Source organism: Exiguobacterium sp. TNDT2, from assembly GCF_003331145.1.
Classification (GTDB): domain Bacteria; phylum Bacillota; class Bacilli; order Exiguobacteriales; family Exiguobacteriaceae; genus Exiguobacterium.
This window is the reverse complement of record NZ_QLVE01000006.1, coordinates 110084-128511: the sequence shown is the minus strand read 5'-3', so window position 1 is coordinate 128511 and position 18428 is coordinate 110084. Positions and strand designations below refer to the sequence as shown.

Annotated in this window: 15 protein-coding genes, 1 other RNA gene and 1 pseudogene; 5 read left to right on the top strand and 12 right to left on the bottom strand. The window is 54.8% G+C overall.

Going from position 1 to position 18428, the window contains the following annotated elements:
• Positions 1 to 26: 26 nt before the first annotated feature.
• The 3 genes from alaS to DPV68_RS05710 form a co-directional block, all read right to left on the bottom strand.
• Complete coding sequence (gene alaS, locus DPV68_RS05720) at positions 27 to 2666, bottom strand: alanine--tRNA ligase (protein WP_114165826.1); 2640 nt, start codon at positions 2664 to 2666, stop codon at positions 27 to 29.
• A gap of 310 nt (positions 2667 to 2976) precedes the next feature.
• Positions 2977 to 5184, bottom strand: coding sequence for an SF1B family DNA helicase RecD2 (recD2, locus tag DPV68_RS05715; protein WP_114165844.1), 2208 nt, complete (start codon positions 5182 to 5184; stop codon positions 2977 to 2979).
• Between the two features lie 70 nt (positions 5185 to 5254).
• Complete coding sequence (locus tag DPV68_RS05710) at positions 5255 to 5977, bottom strand: hypothetical protein (RefSeq protein ID WP_114165825.1); 723 nt, start codon at positions 5975 to 5977, stop codon at positions 5255 to 5257.
• Positions 5978 to 6096: 119 nt separating this feature from the next.
• Here DPV68_RS05710 and DPV68_RS05705 point away from each other — a divergent pair, with 119 nt between their 5' ends.
• From DPV68_RS05705 to DPV68_RS05695, 3 genes are all read left to right on the top strand, one after another.
• Positions 6097 to 6645 (top strand): VOC family protein, encoded by a 549-nt coding sequence (locus tag DPV68_RS05705; RefSeq protein WP_232819518.1) that lies wholly within the window; start codon positions 6097 to 6099, stop codon positions 6643 to 6645.
• Between the two features lie 86 nt (positions 6646 to 6731).
• Positions 6732 to 6983, top strand: a complete 252-nt coding sequence (locus DPV68_RS05700) for a hypothetical protein (RefSeq protein ID WP_157964138.1) — start codon at positions 6732 to 6734, stop codon at positions 6981 to 6983.
• The gene (locus DPV68_RS05695; protein WP_114165822.1) at positions 6980 to 7426 is read left to right on the top strand and encodes a hypothetical protein; all 447 of its coding nucleotides are present in this window, start codon (positions 6980 to 6982) and stop codon (positions 7424 to 7426) included. The genes DPV68_RS05700 and DPV68_RS05695 overlap by 4 nt, the downstream gene beginning before the upstream one ends.
• Before the next feature lie 41 nt (positions 7427 to 7467).
• Here DPV68_RS05695 and DPV68_RS05690 read toward each other — a convergent pair whose 3' ends face one another.
• The 4 genes from DPV68_RS05690 to cymR are packed head-to-tail and all read right to left on the bottom strand — an operon-like array spanning position 7468 to position 10824.
• Positions 7468 to 8130: a tetratricopeptide repeat protein gene (locus DPV68_RS05690; RefSeq protein ID WP_232819517.1), complete on the bottom strand. Its 663-nt coding sequence runs from the start codon at positions 8128 to 8130 to the stop codon at positions 7468 to 7470.
• Between the two features lie 7 nt (positions 8131 to 8137).
• A complete protein-coding gene (gene mnmA, locus DPV68_RS05685) occupies positions 8138 to 9259 on the bottom strand; it encodes a tRNA 2-thiouridine(34) synthase MnmA (RefSeq protein WP_114165821.1) in 1122 nt (373 codons plus the stop codon).
• Between the two features lie 3 nt (positions 9260 to 9262).
• The gene (locus tag DPV68_RS05680; RefSeq protein WP_114165820.1) at positions 9263 to 10399 is read right to left on the bottom strand and encodes a cysteine desulfurase family protein; all 1137 of its coding nucleotides are present in this window, start codon (positions 10397 to 10399) and stop codon (positions 9263 to 9265) included.
• Between the two features lie 17 nt (positions 10400 to 10416).
• A complete protein-coding gene (cymR, locus tag DPV68_RS05675; RefSeq protein ID WP_021066920.1) occupies positions 10417 to 10824 on the bottom strand; it encodes a cysteine metabolism transcriptional regulator CymR in 408 nt (135 codons plus the stop codon).
• 60 nt (positions 10825 to 10884) lie between these two features.
• Here cymR and DPV68_RS05670 point away from each other — a divergent pair, with 60 nt between their 5' ends.
• Positions 10885 to 12192: a replication-associated recombination protein A gene (locus DPV68_RS05670; protein WP_114165819.1), complete on the top strand. Its 1308-nt coding sequence runs from the start codon at positions 10885 to 10887 to the stop codon at positions 12190 to 12192.
• Positions 12193 to 12214: 22 nt separating this feature from the next.
• Here the strand turns inward: DPV68_RS05670 and DPV68_RS05665 are convergent, their stop codons facing one another.
• The 3 genes from DPV68_RS05665 to DPV68_RS05655 all read right to left on the bottom strand — a co-directional run bounded on the left by DPV68_RS05665 (position 12215) and on the right by DPV68_RS05655 (position 14555).
• Positions 12215 to 12982: a tRNA threonylcarbamoyladenosine dehydratase gene (locus tag DPV68_RS05665; protein WP_114165818.1), complete on the bottom strand. Its 768-nt coding sequence runs from the start codon at positions 12980 to 12982 to the stop codon at positions 12215 to 12217.
• Between the two features lie 96 nt (positions 12983 to 13078).
• Positions 13079 to 13265: non-coding RNA, 6S RNA (ssrS, locus tag DPV68_RS05660), on the bottom strand.
• A 75-nt stretch (positions 13266 to 13340) separates the two neighbouring features.
• Entirely contained in the window at positions 13341 to 14555 is a 1215-nt protein-coding gene (locus tag DPV68_RS05655; RefSeq protein ID WP_114165817.1) for a DASH family cryptochrome, read from the bottom strand.
• 344 nt (positions 14556 to 14899) lie between these two features.
• Here DPV68_RS05655 and DPV68_RS05650 point away from each other — a divergent pair, with 344 nt between their 5' ends.
• Entirely contained in the window at positions 14900 to 15544 is a 645-nt protein-coding gene (locus tag DPV68_RS05650) for a YczE/YyaS/YitT family protein (RefSeq protein ID WP_114165816.1), read from the top strand.
• Between the two features lie 46 nt (positions 15545 to 15590).
• Here DPV68_RS05650 and DPV68_RS05645 read toward each other — a convergent pair.
• Both DPV68_RS05645 and DPV68_RS05640 read right to left on the bottom strand, forming a co-directional pair.
• Positions 15591 to 16626: pseudogene (locus DPV68_RS05645) on the bottom strand (zinc-binding dehydrogenase).
• An 87-nt stretch (positions 16627 to 16713) separates the two neighbouring features.
• Complete coding sequence (locus tag DPV68_RS05640; protein WP_114165815.1) at positions 16714 to 18426, bottom strand: ABC transporter ATP-binding protein; 1713 nt, start codon at positions 18424 to 18426, stop codon at positions 16714 to 16716.
• Positions 18427 to 18428: the final 2 nt, after the last annotated feature.

Genomic DNA, 18428 nt, shown 5'->3' with positions numbered 1-18428 from the left:
TCTTTCCGTTTGCACTTCACACTCTATTATGCCAGTGATTGAACGTAATGTGAAGCAAACTTCAATGCTTCGTCCAGTTTTGTCGCATCACGGCCTCCGGCTTGCGCCATGTCAGGACGGCCGCCACCACCGCCGCCGCAACGTGTCGCCACTTCTTTGATCAATTTCCCAGCATGGAAGCCGCGGTCATTCAAGTCTTTCGTCACACCTGCGACGAGGTTGACCTTGTCGCCGTTCGCCGAGCCGAGCAAGATGACGGCCGAGCCGAGCTTGCCTTTCAATTCATCGACCATGCCACGAAGCGCGTCCATGTCTTGTCCGTCGACGCGTTTGGCGATCAATTGGACATCTCCGAACGTCTCGATGGCGTCGGTGAGTGACGACGCCTCGATGTTGGCGAGTTTCGCTTTAAGCGATTCGCTCGCGCGCTCAAGTTCTTTCATTTCAGCTTGAAGCGCTTGGACACGTGTCGGCACGTCGAGCGGTTTCGTCTTGAGCAATTTCGCTGCCGTCTCGAGCGTCTCGATATGCTGGTTCATCACTTCGTAAGCTCCGGCGCCTGTGACCGCCTCGATACGACGTGTGCCGGCTCCGATGCCTGACTCCGACAAGATTTTGAAGAGTCCGATTTCAGCCGTGTTGCCGACGTGGCATCCACCGCAAAGTTCGACCGAGTCACCGGCCGCGACGACGCGGACGACGTCCCCGTACTTCTCACCGAAGAGTGCCATCGCACCTTTCGCTTTCGCATCGGCGATGTTCATCTCTTCGATATCGACAGTGATCGACGCCCAGATTCGTTCGTTCACTTGACGTTCAATCGATTGGAGCTCTTCAGCCGTCACTTGACCGAAGTGTGAGAAGTCGAAGCGAAGACGGTCTGGTGTCACGAGTGAACCCGCTTGATTGACGTGCTCACCGAGCGTATCTTTCAACGCGCGATGCAACAAGTGCGTCGCCGTGTGGTTTTTGATGATCGCTTGACGCGAATCGAAGTCGACCGTCGCCGTCACTGCGACTTCTGCCTTGGCGACGCCCGATGTGACCGTGACCGTATGCAAGTTCTGGCCGTTCGGCGCTTTCGAGACGTCTTTCACGTGAAGGACGAAGTCCGACCCTACGATTTGACCTTTATCGCCGATTTGACCGCCGCTCTCCGCGTAGAATGGTGTCTGGTCAAGGATGACCTGTGCTTCTTCACCTGCTGCGACGACGTCAACGAGCTCTCCATCATGAATCAAGCTGATGATTTTGGCTTCCGTGCCGAGGTTCGTGTACCCGACGAATGATGACGGGAGCGTGATGTCTGCAAGAACGCCTGACTGGATTTGCATCGACTCAACATCGGCGCGGGCCGTCCGGGCACGTTCACGCTGGGCGTTCATCGCTTGTTTGAACCCATCCTCGTCGACCGTCATTTTGTGGTCTTCGGCGTACTCGATCGTCAATTCGAGCGGGAAACCGTACGTATCGTAGAGACGGAACGCGTCTTCGCCGCTGATAACGTTAGAACCGGCCGCTTTTTGTGCTCTCGCGACTTCGTTCAAGATGGCAAGACCGTCATGGAGCGTCTCGTGGAAACGTTCTTCTTCGTTCTTGACGACTTTCTTGATGAAGTCTTTCTTCTCACGGACTTCCGGATAGAAGTCGACCATGATGTCGCCGACGACGTCGACGAGCTCATACATGAACGGACGCTCGATGCCGAGCATCTTCGCATAGCGGACGGCACGACGGAGCAGACGACGAAGGACGTAGCCACGGCCTTCATTCGACGGGAGCGCCCCGTCACCGATTGCGAACGACACGGTCCGGATATGGTCGGCGATGACTTTGAACGCCACGTCTTTGCTGCTGTCGGTGCGATACGTCTCACCGCTGATTTTCTCTGTTTCGCGGATGATTGGCATGAACAAGTCCGTGTCGAAGTTCGTCGGTACGTCTTGCATGACGCTCGCCATCCGCTCGAGACCCATCCCTGTATCAATGTTTTTCCGTGGGAGCTCGGTATAGTTGCCGTGCCCGTCATGGTTGAACTGACTGAAGACGATGTTCCAAATTTCAAGGTAGCGTTCGTTCTCGCCGCCTGGGTATAGTTCCGGGTCGGTCGGGTCGTCGCCGAACGCCGGTCCGCGGTCGAAGAAGATTTCTGTGTTCGGGCCAGACGGGCCTTCCCCGATTTCCCAGAAGTTCTCTCCAAGCGGGATGATGCGGTCGGCCGGCACGCCTAAAGCGAGCCAAAGTTGTTTCGCTTCTTCATCGTCCGGGTGAATCGTCACCGACAAGCGGTCCGGGTCGAGTCCGTACCACTCATCGCTCGTGAGGAGTTCCCAGCCCCATTTGATCGCATCTTCGCGGAAGTAGTCACCGACCGAGAAGTTCCCGAGCATCTCGAAGAACGTATGGTGACGCGCCGTCTTTCCGACGTTCTCGATATCGTTCGTCCGAATCGACTTCTGCGCGTTGACGATGCGCGGGTTGGCTGGAATGACACGGCCGTCAAAGTATTTTTTGAGCGTCGCAACGCCTGAGTTGATCCAAAGAAGCGTCGGGTCCTCGACCGGTACGAGTGAGGCACTCGGCTCGACACTGTGTCCTTTCGATTTGAAGAAATCTAAATACATTTGGCGAATCTGAGCGCCAGTTAATGGTTTGAGCGGTTTCATCAACAATTCCTCCTTCAGTTTAAACGAAACGAAAAAAAGCGATGCTCATCCCTGTGGAAAGGGACGAAAGCATCGCTTCGTGGTACCACCCTCGTTCGCACGGCAAAGCCGTGCCTCGAACATCCGATAACGCGGATGAGACGCCCAGGGTGAGTGGGGACTCCAGACTAGCTTCGGTCGACCGGACCCCCATCTTCTCACAGCCTTGGAAGATGTCTCTGGTGAGGCGGTTATGACGTACTCATTTCCTTCATCGTCTTTAATCGTTTCAGTTTTCTATTCGTCATTATCACACGTCGATCGGAAGACGTCAAGACTTGCCGCCTAGCCGTTCGACGAGTTTCGTCCGGCGCACCGGTTCCTCTTCCCGTGTCGCCGCCTCGAGCGCACGCACATCCCCAAACAAGAGCAAACTCTTTTTCGCCCGCGTGACGGCCGTATAGATCAAGTTGCGTGACGAGCGGAAGCCGCCGTTAAAGAAGACGGGCATGAGTACAATCGGAAACTCCGACCCTTGCGACTTATGGATGGTGATTGCATAGGCGTGGGTGAACTGATCCCATTCGCTCCGGTTATACTCGACCTCAGTTTGATCAAAACGGATATAGATTTTATCGACCTTGTCGACGTTCTCTTTGGCGTAAAAGATATTCGTGATTTCACCAATGTCACCGTTATAGACGTTCTCCTCGGCGTTATTGACAAGTTGGAGCACTTTATCCCCGTTCCGATACGTCCGGTTGCCGTGCAACACTTGCCGTGCCGCCGATTTCGGATTGAACACGTTTTGAAGTGCTTCGTTCAACCCGTCGATGCCGCATACCCCGCGGTACGTCGGCGCGAGCACTTGAATATCGAACGGTGAATAGCCTTTTCGTAGCGCGGCCCCTGCCATTTGGCAGATGGCTTGAAGTGCCGTCTCTTGATTCGCTGTATAAAAGCGACGGTCCGGCAGTGCCGCGAGCAAATCGTCCGGCATTTGTTTCGCGTTGAGCGCGTGCGCCAAACGCAGGATGCTCGACTCGGACGCCTGTCGATGGACGACATCGAGTCGGACGACGGGAATCCCGTCGGTCGCCATCAAATCGGCGAGCACTTGGCCCGGCCCGACCGAAGGCAATTGATCGCGGTCCCCGACGAAGAGGATTTTCATCCCGTTCGGCACGGCCCGGAGCAGGCTGCGGAACAAGAAGATATCGATCATCGACGCCTCGTCGACGATGAGCACTTTTCCGACGAGCGGATTCGTGTCATCGACTTGGAACGAGCTGCCGTCGAACTTCAAGAGACGATGAATCGTCGAGGCCGGCAAGCCCGTCGACTCACTGAGCCGTTTCGCAGCCCGGCCGGTCGGTGCGGCGAGCACGAACGGGAACGGTTGGTTCGGCACCGGTTCGAGCTTCCAGTCGAACACGTCGCTGAGCGCGTGGATAATCCCTCGAACGACAGTCGTCTTCCCGGTACCGGGTCCGCCGGTCAGCACCATGAGCGGCGACTTCAAGGCGAGCTCGATCGCTTCCCGTTGTTGCTCAGCATACTCGATCGAGAACATCTCCTCGACGCGCCCGACCGCGTCAAAAATCGTCGTCATATCGACGTCTTCTGTCGTCGATGTCGACATGATGCGTGCAAGTTCTTCAGCCGCTTTTTGTTCGGCGCGGTACACCCGTGGATGATAGACGACCCCGTCCTCGACGATGACACGCTCGTCGTTCGCGAGCGTCTCGAGCGCCGAGACGAGCGCCTCGCCCGGGTCCCCGCCGATGATGCGCGGCATCTCACTTGCGAGTTGGTCGGCCGTGACGAACAAGTGCCCGTTCCCTTGCTCAAGTTCGAGCACATACAACACGGCCGCCGCAATCCGTTCCGGGTGAATCCCTTGAATGCCGAAATGGGCGGCGATGGCATCGGCCGTCTTGAAGCCAATACCTGGGACATCATACATGAGGGTGTAAGGATTTCTCTCGATTATCTCCATCGCCCGACCTTCATATTCTTTATGAATCTTCGAGGCGAGGCGCGGTGTCACGTCGAATGGTGCCAAAAATAACAGTAACTGGTCGACTCCATACAAGATGTTCAACCGTTCGGTGATGACGCGGGCCTGTTTCTCTTTCAACCCGTCGACGTTTGATAAAAGGCTCGGATGCTTGACGATTTGGTCGATGCAGTCGTCTCCGAGTGCGTCAGCAATCTTCTGGGCCGTCTTCTGTCCGATCCCGGGGAACGAACCGTTCGTCAAAAAACGGACGGCGGCGCGCTTTGTCATCGGGACGACACGGCGAATCCACTCGGCCTTCATTTGTTTGCCGAACCGAGGATGGTCGACGAGACGCCCGTGCGCCTTGTACGTCTCACCTTTCTCAATGCCGACGCCGACGCCGGCGATGACCATCTCGGTCTCGTCTGTGTCAAAATTCTTTTCTTTTATACGTACGAGCGCGATCGTGTGCGCTTCTTCTTCCGATTGAAACAGGACGCGGATGACTTTTCCTGTCAACTCGTAAGGTGCTGCCATCATTCGAGTCACCTCCAGCTAGTTTTCCATCCTTCATTATAGCCCGAGTTCGAATGATAGGACAAATCGCCTAACTGAACAGGTTCAGGATGCGCTCGAGTTGGTCGAGGTCGACGCGTTCGAGTATTCGAATCAACTGTCCGACATCAACTCGAGTTAACAGCCGTTCGAGTTGGTCGATGTCGACCGTTTTGAACAACTCTTCAAGTTGTGCCAAGTCCACGGTTTCAAGCAGTCGTTCGAATCGTTCCAATTCACCCGAATTGACATACCCTTCGAGCCGCTCAAACAGTTCGGTCCGCTCGACTCGGAACAATTGCTCGAGCGATGGACGTTGCACCAACAACACGAGTCCAGCAGCGATGACATGGACGCTCCAGTTCAAGATAACGTGACCGAGACGCACCGTCTGACCGACAAATGGAATGAGCGGAATGAACGATAATTGCAACACGACGACGCCTAGCTGAATATAAGGGTTCGGAATGAACCAAGCGATGAGAGCCAGCATGGTCGGAACGACCCAGCCCAATCCGACCGCACCAAACGTCACAGACCAAGATCGGTTGGCCGACAACAGCCAATGCATGACGACACCGATCACGAAGAACGTTGCGAACATGAATAAAAACATCATTATCGCCTGCTCCGATTCGACGACGACGCGAAACAAAAGATTATTCGTCCATTCGCCGTTCGCGAGGCGTTCATCAATTGCAGCGAACAATCGACCGAGCATGAACCATTCGATGATCAAGAATACAGGGACGCTGACCAAACTGACGACACGCATACTAAATCTCTCCTTTCTCACATTGTCATTCACTTCCCGAACATTCGAACAGCTATGCACGTTTTTCGTCGAATCAAAGCGGGAACTGTTCGAGTGAACCTATGAAGGAGGGACTAGGAATGAAGAAACGCTTACCGATTAGTGGACTATGTGAATTGGTGTTAGAAGTGACCGACATGGCGGAGGCCGTCGACTTTTGGCACGGCAAGTTAGGTCTTCCCGTCGTTGAACAATGGGTCGGAGACGATGCCGAGCCGAGCGAAGCTCAAGAACAAGCAGATGAACCGTGGGCAACTTGGTTTTATGTCGGCGGAAACACGCGTCTCGGTCTTTGGCTGAAGCGTGACTTCACATCAGAAGAAGAATCGAACCGACAAGAGGATGTGACCGAGTGGGACACACTCTATGATGAAGGGGGCGCCCACGTCCACTGCGCGTTCTTCGTCCCGATGGAGTCGTTCGACCAAGCACTCGAGGTGCTAGAAGCATCAAACATCCCGACGAAACTACGGACATGGGACGAGGATGAGACGGTCAACGGCAAAGAGCGCTCGGCCTACTTCAAAGACCCGAGCAAGAACGTGATCGAGTTATACACGAAAAACATGGACGAGGCCTACGGTGAGTTCGGCGGCGAGCCCGTAAAAATCACGACGAAACAGCTCTGATTCACATTTACGCTCGACAACCCACATGATACGATGAGAGAAAATGGAAAAGGTCGTGCTATATGCGTTTCTTCCCGCTTTTCCTCATGGCTTGTTTAGGCTTGCTCACCTTTGGGCTGTATTTTGTGATCGATGCGTTTCCCACGCTCGACCGACCCACTTCGTTTGCAGCGTTGGCGTTCGTCTCATTCGGGACGAGTTTCCTGATTTTGATGGATGGTGTACGACGAGCCAAGTCCGGAACGCGTGTCTTGTGGAGCTACCTCGCGCTCTCCGGCACGCTTGTATTGATGACTTTTAATCTTTTGATTTGGGTCGTCGGGGAGGTGTCCGCATGACGCTCACCCTCCCTGAATGTATCACCGGCTTTTCATACGGCGACTGTTCCGCCCCAGGGTCAGATTGGAAGACGTTCAAATCGATTTGTTTTGAGTTCACCCGGATTAAACGAGGAATATGTTCCTTTACCATTGGGGACGAAATCACTCCGAATTATCACCAGGCGAGTATCACATGGAGTGAGCAAACCATCTATGTCCTGCTCAGCAGAAACTATCCTGTCATCGGCATCTCCAAACTCGAACCGTTTCAATATGAATTCATCGATGTACCCGAACTGACCGACATGTTTCCTGACACCTATCAGATTCCGTCAGCGGCTGAGTTGAATGAGCGGTTCGATTTGTCGCTACAGCCATTTCTGAACAAGGCAGAACGTGGAGAAATCAACTATTGGCAACCGAAGACAATCGGAAACGTCATCTTCCATTATTGGGACTAACAAAAAGCGCCTCTCACAATCGTGAGAAGCGCTTTTCGTAGTCACTTTCCGAGTAACTCGTCCATCTTCGCTTTCGCGTCATACGCGAGCGCATGGTCCGGTTGCAACTCGAGCACACGCTCAAGCTCGGCGTACGTCTTGTCTTGTTCACCGAGGAAGGCGTAGGCGATCGCCAAGTTGTAGCGGGCGTCCGTATGGCTCGCATCGAGGTCGAGCGTATGCTCAAGCGCTTCGACGGCCGAATCGAGTTGCTCGTTCTGAGCGAGCGCGAGCCCGTACTGGAACGAAATTTCGACGTCTTCCGGCGCCTGCTTCATCGCTTCCCGGAGACGTGGCAACGCTCGGACGAAGTCGCCCATCGCCTTGTACGTCAAGCCGAGCATGAAATGCAGGTCAGCGTCGTCCATGCCGGCAAGGAGCGCCTGACGAAGCGATGCCTCGGCCAAGTCGAGCTGTTCGAGCTCATAGGCGAGCGCTCCCTTCGCATAATGCGCCGCGCCGAACGTGTTATCGAGTTCGAGCGCCTTATCGTAAAAGACGACGGCCCGTTCATGGTCACCGATTGCTTGCAGGAGCGTACCCATATTGACGTAGCCGGTCGGGTCCGACGGATCGGCCTCGATGGCAGCGTTGAACTGCTTGGCCGCCTGTTCGAACTCACCTTGTTGCATCGCTTGGATGCCTAATTCGTTTGCGTTCAACATTATCACCTCATCCGATATAGTCGAGTCGTTTTCCGTTTCGATACGCTTCGTCAATCGTCGCGCCGCCGAGGCAGATGTCGCCGTCGTAGAAGACGACTGCTTGCCCTGGCGTGATGGCACGTTGCGGCTCATCAAATTTGACGAGCACTTCGCCATTTTCAATTGGCGCGATTGCCACTGGCACATCCTGCTGGCGATAACGGAATTTCGCCGTCGCCCGGAACTCACCTGTTGGGACGGCACCTGTCCATGACAGCTTCGATGCGAGCAACGCGTCCGAATAGAGCGCGTCATGATGGAACCCTTGGCCGACGTAGAGGATGTTTTCTTCCACGTTTTTGCCGACGACGAACCAAGGGTCCCCGTCGCCGCCGATACCGAGGCCGTGGCGTTGACCGAGCGTGTAATACATGAGCCCGTCATGGTTTCCTTTATGCTCTCCATCGAGCGTCTGCATGACGCCTGGTTGTGACGGCAAATACTCCGAGAGGAACTCTTTAAAGTTGCGCTCTCCGATGAAGCAGATGCCGGTCGAATCTTTCTTTTTCGCTGTCGCGAGTCCCGCTTCTTCGGCGATGACACGGACGTCTTTCTTGTCCATATGACCGATCGGGAACATCGTCCGCGCGAGTTGGTCTTGTGACAACTGGTTCAAGAAGTACGTTTGGTCTTTGTTGTCATCTTTCCCGCGCAGGAGTCGATGCTCACCGTCGACGTACTCGACCCGCGCATAGTGCCCGGTCGCGACGAAGTCGGCACCGAGGCGAAGCGCGTGGTCGAGGAACGCCTTGAACTTGATTTCCTTGTTACACATGACGTCCGGGTTCGGCGTCCGCCCGAGACGGTATTCGGCCAAGAAGTATTCGAACACGCGGTCCCAATATTCCTTCTCGAAGTTGACCGCGTAATAAGGGATCCCGATTTGGTTCGCGACCGCGATGACGTCTTCGTAGTCTTCCGTCGCCGTACAGACGCCAAACTCGTCCGTATCGTCCCAGTTTTTCATAAAGATCCCGATGACGTTATACCCTTGCTCTTTCAGCAGATGGGCCGTCACTGATGAATCGACGCCGCCTGACATCCCGACGACGACCGTCGTCTCGGCAGGGGCTTTTGTGCGTAAGTTCATGATTTATCTCACTCCGTTCGTGAATGTCGAGACGACTTCAGAGAGTCGTTCGGCGAGCCGCACCACGTCTTCGACCGAGTTGCCGTGTCCAAAGCTGATGCGGACGGACTGTTTGGTCCGCTCCGACGAACCGTACATCGCCGTCAGCACATGTGACGGTTCAATCGACCCGGCCGTGCAGGCACTGCCACTCGAGATGGCAAAGCCGCGCATGTCCATCATGATGAGGAACGGTTCGAGCTCGATGCCCGGGAGATACAAGTTGACGATGTGCGGCAAGCGGTTCGCCCCGTTCACGTCATACTCGACTCCAAGTTCATCAAGTTTCTTGAAGAGCGCCTCACTCATTTGTCGGTAGGCGTTCACCCGTTCGACCTGTTCGATGTTGGCCAGTTCGGCTGCTCGTTGGAACCCTACGGCACCCGGAACGTTTTCCGTGCCGGCTCGACGTTTCCGTTCTTGTTGTCCTCCAAAAGAACGCGTCGCTAATTTTACACCTGTTTTTATAAAAAGAAAACCGATACCTTTCGGGCCATTGATTTTATGGGCCGAGGCCGACAATAAATCGACACCGAGCGCCTTGACGTCGATCATTTCCGTGCCGAGCACTTGGACCGCGTCCGTATGAAAGTAAGCCTGGTGGTCGTCAAGGAGCGCACCGATCTCGGCAATCGGTTGAAGTGTGCCGACCTCGTTGTTGCCGTACATGACCGAGACGAGGATCGTATCGTCCCGGAGTGCGGCACGAACGGAGTCAAGCGTCACCGCACCTGTCGCGTCGACATCGAGATACGTCACGTCAAAGCCTTCACGTTCGAGTTGCTTCATCGCGTGCAAGACGGCGTGGTGTTCGACTTTCGTCGTGATTACATGTTTGCCTTTATGTTGATTCGCGTACGCCGTGCCGAACAAGGCATAGTTGTCCGACTCGGTACCGCCCGAGGTGAAGACGATCTCGTTCGAGGTCGCCCCAATCCACGTGGCGAGCGTCCGGCGCGAAGCGTCGAGTGCGGCGCGAGCCGTCCGGCCGATGCCGTGGATGCTCGACGGGTTGCCATAGTGTTCGAGCATATAGGGCGTCATCGCTTCGAGCACCTCGGGACGCATCGGCGTCGTTGCGGCATGATCAAAGTAATTCATCTTCGTTCACCTCACCTTTAAATATAAAACATATAGCCATCAGAATCTTCTTCAGCGAGATCGGCGAGTGTCGTCTCTTCGAGCACTTTCTCGATCGCCGCTTTGATTTTATCCCAAAGCTTCCGTTTCACGGCATCATCCGCTTCCGAGTCCTCAACGATCGTGAGCGGGCCTTCGAGCAATCGGATGATCTCTCCGGCTGTGATGTCTGTCGCCGGTTTGACGAGCTGGTAGCCGCCATACGCGCCGCGGACACTCTTGACGAGTCCGCCATTGCGGAGCGGACCGATCAACTGCTCTAAGTAATGTTCCGGCAAGTCATGGCGGGCCGCAATCTTTTTCAAGCTGAGCGGTTTGTTGTCCGTCTCTCGGGCCAATGCGATCATGATCGTCAATCCATAACGACCTTTTGTAGATATTTTCATCTTCATGTCTCCTTCTGCTATACTAATCGAACAAACGTTTGTCGAAAGGAATGTGTACGTATGAGTGATTTATTTCAGCAATCGAATAGCGGCCCCCTCGCCAATCGGATGCGGCCGGAAACGTTAGACGAAGTCATCGGTCAACGCCACATCATCGGCGAAGGCAAGTTGCTGCGGCGGGCCATCGAGGCCGACCGCCTCGGCACGATTATCTTGTATGGACCGCCGGGAACGGGCAAGACGACGCTCGCCCGCGTTATCTCGAATTATACGAAAGCGACGTTCGTACAATTGAACGCCGTCACCGCTAAACTCGATGAGCTTCGGAGCGTCATCCGCGAGGCCGAATCCCGGTTCGACTTCGAACAAGAACGAACGATTTTATTTTTAGACGAGATTCATCGTTTCAATAAACTGCAACAAGACGCCCTGCTCCCGGCACTAGAGGCCGGCAAGCTCATCTTGATCGGAGCGACGACCGAAAACCCGAGTTTCGAGGTCAACGCGGCGTTACTGTCGCGCGCGACCGTGTTTCGGCTCGAACCGCCTGGACCAGACGAACTGCGCGTCGTCTTGGAGCGGGCCTTGTCTGATAAGAAAGGACTCGGCAACTATCCCGTCCAAATCGAGGAAGCCGCCGTGGACCATTATATCAAAATGGCGGACGGTGACTACCGTGTCTTGTTGAACGCGCTCGAACTGGCCGTGTTGACGACGCCTGAGGTCGATGGCAAGATTCAAATCACGCTCGACGTCGCCGAAGAGTCGATTCAACAAAAAGCCATCAAGTACGACAAGACGGGTGACCGGCACTACGACGTCATCTCGGCGTTTATCAAGTCGATCCGCGGCTCGGACCCGGACGCGGCGCTGTACTGGCTCGCCGTCATGATCGAGGCCGGCGAATCGCCGCGTTTCATCATGCGCCGTCTCTACGTGCATGCGGCCGAAGATATCGGCCTTAGTGATCCGAACGCGCTCGTCATCGTCGATGCGGCCGCTCGTGCGAGCGAACACGTCGGTTTCCCCGAGGCACGCATCCCGATGGCCCAGGCCGTCCTTTATCTCGCGACGGCACCGAAATCGAACGCGGTCATCACTGCCATCGACAAGGCGATGCACCACGTCCGTACCGTCGAAGGCGGTCCGGTACCGGTCCACCTCCGTGACGCCCATAGCCCGGGTGCCCGCGAGCTCGGCAACGGTGCCGGATACAAATACCCGCACGACGAGAAAGACGGCTACGTCGCGCAAAACTACTGGCCGGAGAACTTGGCCCGAAAACGTCCGAAATATTATACCCCGACGAGCCGCGGCTTCGAGCAACAGCTACAAAAACGGCTCGATTATTGGGAAAAACGACGCTGACTCTTTTGAGCCGCGTCGTTTTTTACTTTTGGATGCGAGCGATCTCGACCCCAGCTGTCTCAAGCATTTGGTTGATGACATACCCGGCTGCGACGAGACCAGCGACCGAAGGGACGAACGCGTTCGAGCTCGGTGGCATCTTCGCTTTACGGATCGGGGCGTCTTTTTTCCCGACGATCTCGTTCACGTCTTCGCGTGTCACAATCGGTGACTCGTCTGAAAAGACGACCGGGACGCCTTTGTGGATGCGCTCCTTACGGAGACGTGTCCGGACCATCTTCGCGATCGGGTCATACGTCGTATCCTTGATGTCGACGACTTTGATGCGCGTCGGGTCCATCTTGTTGGCCATGCCCATACTCGAGATGACCGGGATGCCCCGACGTTTACACTCGACGATCAAATGAATCTTATAGATGATCGTGTCCGAGGCATCGATGACGAAGTCGAGATCTTGCGCGAAGAACTCCTCGAACGTCTCTTCTGTATAGAACATCTTCAACTTGACGAGCTCGAGCTCTGGGTTGATGTCAAGGAGACGTGTCGCCATTGCTTCGACTTTCGGTTGACCGACCGTCGACAAGAGCGCGTGGATTTGACGGTTGACGTTCGTGATGTCGATGTCATCCTTATCGACGAGGACGATTCGTCCGACGCCGCTCCGGGCAAGCGCCTCGGCCGCGAACGACCCGACACCGCCGACGCCTAGAATGGCGACCGTCTTGCCTTTTAATGTTTCTAACCCTTCTTGACCGATGGCCAACTCATTACGTGAAAACTGGTGTAACATACTCTTCCTCCAAATGAATCCTATTTTCTCATACTATTTTACTCGGAATTACATACAAAAAAAAGACGTCTAGCGACGTTTTTTAAAAAAAAATCGATGGGGCCCGGAGTGCCGTGACGATGCCCTGCTTTTGAACCTGCTTAAGCAGGTGGGTGACCTAGCGTCCCCTTCACAAGTCCTCCTGCACGTGATGAGGCAGTTGATCTGGATAGCAGTTCGGTCTCCCGTATTCAAAGTGTTGGCTCAAAATAACGAAGGCGGCTCTCGTACACCTCAGGTATCCCATCTGTTGCCCTTACTATAGCATTGTCTGTTAAAAGAAGTCAATCAGAAACGACGACTTCGCGTGACAGTTTCGTCACAACCACATGTTCCGAAACGCACCGGTCGGGTCGTACGTATCTTGTTGCCGAGTGATGTTAAATCGGCGATCCCGCGCGTCATTGCCGACGCCAGCCTGGTACGTCCAATTGCCATAGTTGTTTGCAACGTCGTAGTCAATCAGCTTCGATTCGAAATAGGACGCGCCGATGCGCCAGTCTTGTCCAAGCTCTTTCGCAAAGTAGTTCGCGACGATTTGACGACCCCGGTTCGACATCCATCCCGTCGCGTTCAATTCACGCATGAACGCATCGATGAATTCAACGCCCGTCTCACCTGCTTGCCAACGCCGGATGACCTCATCGTCCACGCGCCATGTCTTCTGTTTCGAACGGATGCCTTGGGCGCGGAACAGTCGTTTCCCTTGTTCGAGGGCGACCCATTGGAAGAACTCACGCCAAAGCAGCTCGAAATAGAGCCAATACGTCGACTCGTTCGCCCCATATGACCGCTCATGTTGCTCGAGCTCGTGCAGCACTCGGCGCGGTGATAACGAGCCGTTGGCGAGATAGGCCGACAGCTTCGATGAGTCGTCGACCCCGAAGCCGTTCCGTGTCTCCTTATACATCCGGACCGGTCCTGCCAAATAAGTCGTGAGCCGGTCTCGCCCTGCTTGTTCCCCACCTCGGAACGGGAACGCAGTCCGTGCGTCCGGTTCCGGCTGTTCATAAGCGACCGGAAAATCGACGGAGCGCAATTCTTTGGAAACCGAGCGCTCGATCAAGCGCTCCGGTCTCGCATCATTCTCCACTGCTTTCCGAAACTCGGTGAAAAGAAATGGCAGTTTCTCGAACGGAATCTCGTTCCGTGGATAGAGGGTGAACCCATCGAACGCCTGACACGCTCCGCGCCATGCAGTCATGACCTGTCGTTCTCGTCCCCGTTCGTTATAACCGATCGACCGTTGAAACAATAAGCGGTCGGTCGAGTCGAGTATGTCAAGCGGATGGCCGACATGGACGAAGAGCGGGACGCCGAGCGCTGCGAGCGAACCGGCCAAGTCGTCGAGTGACTCGTTCAAAAACTGGAGTCGCCGTGGTCCTAGCGGAACATGGCCGAACCGGTTTTCAATGAGTTCTTCTCGTGGAATAAAGTAGTGACCCTCGATGGGATCGTCATGCCGGAGCGCCACCTCGAGCGGACGATGGTCGTCGACCCGTAAATCATTTTGATACCAGATAATCGTCTTCATATTTTTTGCCTCCTCCTTTCATTATGGGACATGATTATCGGTGTCACCTCAGACGAAACTGTTCAAAATATGTTTTTAATTCCGGAACAGGTGGAATATACATCATTAGAACAGAAAGGGGTGCAGCAACATGGCTAAAAAAGGTAAATTTGGTACACTCATTAAAGTCGCGACGGCGGTCGCACCGTTCGTCTACGATTACTATAAAAAGAACAAAGCAAAGAAACCAACAACACCTAAAAAGTGAGCAAAGCGCTTCGGACTTCGTCCGAGGCGTTTTTTTCTTGCGTTGAAACCAGATATGATATGATGATGGAACATTTCAGGGAATCGAGGCGACCATCATGCACGCGGTATGGATACAAGCTTTACGAATCAGTTTGAAGTGGACGTTATTCATGAGTGGTCTGTTCTTGCTCGCCCTCGGTTCGTCGATGATGATCACGGCCGACCTCGGCGTATCGACATGGGACGTGCTCCATCTCGGGCTCGCCCGTCATACCCCGATTTCCGTCGGGACAATCATCTTGCTCGTCGGTCTCTTGCTCGTTCTCTGCAAATTTTTACTCGACCGGATTCGGCCCCAGTTCGGGACGCTCGTCAACGCCGTCTTCGTCGGCGTATTCATGAACTTGATTCTCGATCATCATTGGTTGCCGCAGCTCGACGGCCTCGCGCTCAATATCTCCTGGCTCGTCCTCGGCATCTTCGTCATCGGGATGGGTGCCGGCTTGTACGTCGCCATCGGTTACGGGGCCGGCCCTCGGGACGGATTGACACTCGCCTTGGCTGAGCGGTTCAACACGTCGGTCCGGATGATGCGGACATGGATGGAACTAACGGCTTGCCTCATCGGTTGGGTGCTCGGCGGACCGGTCTTTTTCGGGACGGTACTGTCGATTTTTTTGATCGGTCCGTTCTTCCAGTTTTGGCTCGAACAGTTCCGGCGGCTCGTCTCGGTCATCGACCGGGCGAAAGTGGCCGCATAAAAAAGAGAGGAAACCGGACATCGTCGTCCGGTTTCCTCTCTTTTGTTTACGGGACGAGGACGATCTTCCCGAACTTGCCCCGTTGTTTGAAGTACGTCTGTGCGTCTCGCGCCTCCGGGAGCGGGAACGTCCGGTCGACGATGGGCCGAATCTTCCCAGATTCAATCGCTTCAAGCATCGCCTGGAACTCGGCCCGCGTACCGAGTACGGAGCCGTACATGGTAATATGTTTCAAATACAGCTTCCGGAAATCAAGCTGCGTCGGTTGACCGCCGGCTGAACCGGAAATACAGAACTTGCCGCCATTTTTCAACACCTCGAGCGCTGTCGCGAACAAGGCGTCGCCGACAACATCGAGCACGGCATCGACCGGCCCTCCGTTCGCCTCAAGAATCTCGTCGACGAGCGTCTCGGAACGGTATGAAAAGACACGGCTCGCTCCGAGTTCTTTCAATTTCGCCTCATCCTTCAAATCTCCGACGATGGCGAACACGTTCGCGCCATGCACGTTCGCCGCGATTTGAACGTTGAACGACCCGACCCCACCGCTCGCACCCGTGATGACAATCGTCTGCCCCGGCTGAATCTCAATCTGCTCATTCATATGCCATGCCGTCAACCCGCTCACCGTGAAGACGGCACTGTCAACGAAACTGTCGAGCGGCATGTCGTAACAGAGCGCGGCCGGCCAGACGACATACTCGGCGTATCCGCCGTCGTACTCGGAACCGATGAACGACACGTCACCGGCGATATGCTCTTCCCCCTTCCTGCCCGCTCGACGTGAACGGGAACAGGACAACGCGGCGTCCGATCATTGTCTCCTCGACCCCGCTACCGACTTTCACGATTTCGCCCGTAATATCAGAACCTGGGACTCGTGGGAACTGGACCCCTTCCGGTCGCCAGCCCGACTCTTTGTCCGTGCCGTACGCGCCTTCCCGCATCCAAATCTCTGTATTGTTGATTCCGCACGCCTTGACGCGGACGAGCACTTCCCCTTGTTTCGGGTTCGGGATTGGAAGGTCGACGATTTGTAATTGATCGACATCCCCGTACCCGACGACTTGAACTGCTTTCATCGTGTGTTTCGCCCTCATTGCCATCATTCCTTGTCTATACCCAACTCACGCACGACAGCCACCAAAAATCTGGTGGCTGTTCAGCATTCATAGTTGTTGGCGTCTGAGCAATCCAGCGAAGACGCCGCCTTTCGCACTCAGTTCATCATGCGTCCCGTCCTCGACGATGCCGTCAGCGGTGACGACGAGGATGCGGTCAGCGTTCTTCACCGTCGCCAAACGGTGGGCGATGATGAGCGTCGTCCGGTCGGCCGCGAGCTCATTGAGCGAGTCTTGAATGATCGCTTCCGTCTCTGTATCGAGCGCGGACGTCGCCTCGTCTAATATTAAGATCGGTGGATTTTTGAGGAACATGCGGGCGATGGCGATGCGTTGCTTTTGTCCGCCAGACAGTTTCAAACCTCGCTCTCCGATTTGCGTCTCAAGACCATGTTCGAGCTCCTCGACGAGCGAGTTCAAATGTGCCTTCTCGACCGCATGCATAATCTCCGCGTCGGTCGCGTCCAGTTTTCCATAGGCGATATTCTCACGGAGCGTCCCGGCGAACAAGAACACGTCTTGTTGCACGATCCCGATTTGACGGCGCAGACTCTCTTTCGTCATTTCGCGGATGTCCATACCGTCAATCGTGATGGCACCGCTCGTCACGTCATAGAAACGTGGGATGAGCGAACAGATCGTCGTCTTCCCGGCCCCGCTCGTCCCGACGAGGGCGACCGTCGTACCCGACTTGATGTCGAGGTCGATGTCGGTCAACACTTGGCGATAGTCCGAGTAGCCGAACGAGACGTTTTGAAAGGCGATATCGCCTTTCAGCGTCTTGACGTCAACAGCGTCCGGACGGTTCTCGATATCCGGTGCCTCATCCAACAGTTGCGTGAATCGTTTGAAGCCGGCCATCCCTTTTGGGTACATTTCAAGGAGCGCCGTGATTTTTTCGATCGGCTTGATGAGCAAATTCATATAGAGGATGAACCCGACGAGCTGCCCGTAAGACAGTTGTCCTTGATATGTCAAATAGGCACCGTAAACAAGCACGAGCAACGTCATGAGCCGCGTCGTGATGTAAATCCCGGCGAGCGACTTACTCATGACTTGATACGCCTCGATTTTCGAGCCGCGATAGAAATTGTTGTCTTTTTGGAAGCGGTTAATCTCGAACGTTTCGTTCGTGAACGATTGGACGACGCGTGCGCCGGAGACACTGTCCTCGACGCGGGCGTTCACTTCGCCGATGTTCGTATACATCTTTTGCCACGCCTTGTTCATGTTCTTGTTGGCGTACGTGATCATGATGACGAGGAACGGCACGGCAACGACCGTCACGAGTGCGAGTTGCGGGTCGATCGAGAACATGATCCCGAACGCACCGAGGAGCGTCATGATGGCGATGAAGAAATCTTCAGGCCCATGGTGCGCCACTTCGCCGATATCAAACAAGTCGTTCGTCACCCGGCTCATCAAATGACCGGTCTTATGGTTATCAAAGAACCGGAACGACTGTTTATGGATATGGGTGAACAGCTCTTCCCGCATATCGGTCTCGATATTGATGCCGAGCTTATGCCCCCAATAGTTGACGACGTACTGCATCATCATGGCGAGTATGTACAGAATCAATAGGCCGATGCTGATAATGATAATCCAGTTCCATTCCCCACCCGGCAACAGGTCGTCGATGAACCATTGCACGGCGAGCGGAAAGCCGAGCTCGAGCAGGCCGACGAGGATGGCGAACGAGAAATCGAGGATGAATAACTTCTTATGTGGACGGTAATAACTAAAAAAACGTGAGATCATAT

Excerpts from the sequence above, each read along its gene's own strand:
- alaS (WP_114165826.1), bottom strand. The coding sequence starts at position 2,666 with ATGAAACCGCTCAAACCATTAACTGGCGCTCAGATTCGCCAAATGTAT.
- recD2 (WP_114165844.1), bottom strand. The coding sequence starts at position 5,184 with ATGGCAGCACCTTACGAGTTGACAGGAAAAGTCATCCGCGTCCTGTTT.
- DPV68_RS05710 (WP_114165825.1), bottom strand. The coding sequence starts at position 5,977 with ATGCGTGTCGTCAGTTTGGTCAGCGTCCCTGTATTCTTGATCATCGAA.
- DPV68_RS05705 (WP_232819518.1), top strand. The coding sequence starts at position 6,097 with ATGAAGAAACGCTTACCGATTAGTGGACTATGTGAATTGGTGTTAGAA.
- DPV68_RS05700 (WP_157964138.1), top strand. The coding sequence starts at position 6,732 with ATGGCTTGTTTAGGCTTGCTCACCTTTGGGCTGTATTTTGTGATCGAT.
- DPV68_RS05695 (WP_114165822.1), top strand. The coding sequence starts at position 6,980 with ATGACGCTCACCCTCCCTGAATGTATCACCGGCTTTTCATACGGCGAC.
- DPV68_RS05690 (WP_232819517.1), bottom strand. The coding sequence starts at position 8,130 with ATGTTGAACGCAAACGAATTAGGCATCCAAGCGATGCAACAAGGTGAG.
- mnmA (WP_114165821.1), bottom strand. The coding sequence starts at position 9,259 with ATGAACTTACGCACAAAAGCCCCTGCCGAGACGACGGTCGTCGTCGGG.
- DPV68_RS05680 (WP_114165820.1), bottom strand. The coding sequence starts at position 10,399 with ATGAATTACTTTGATCATGCCGCAACGACGCCGATGCGTCCCGAGGTG.
- cymR (WP_021066920.1), bottom strand. The coding sequence starts at position 10,824 with ATGAAAATATCTACAAAAGGTCGTTATGGATTGACGATCATGATCGCA.
- DPV68_RS05670 (WP_114165819.1), top strand. The coding sequence starts at position 10,885 with ATGAGTGATTTATTTCAGCAATCGAATAGCGGCCCCCTCGCCAATCGG.
- DPV68_RS05665 (WP_114165818.1), bottom strand. The coding sequence starts at position 12,982 with ATGTTACACCAGTTTTCACGTAATGAGTTGGCCATCGGTCAAGAAGGG.
- DPV68_RS05655 (WP_114165817.1), bottom strand. The coding sequence starts at position 14,555 with ATGAAGACGATTATCTGGTATCAAAATGATTTACGGGTCGACGACCAT.
- DPV68_RS05650 (WP_114165816.1), top strand. The coding sequence starts at position 14,900 with ATGCACGCGGTATGGATACAAGCTTTACGAATCAGTTTGAAGTGGACG.
- DPV68_RS05640 (WP_114165815.1), bottom strand. The coding sequence starts at position 18,426 with ATGATCTCACGTTTTTTTAGTTATTACCGTCCACATAAGAAGTTATTC.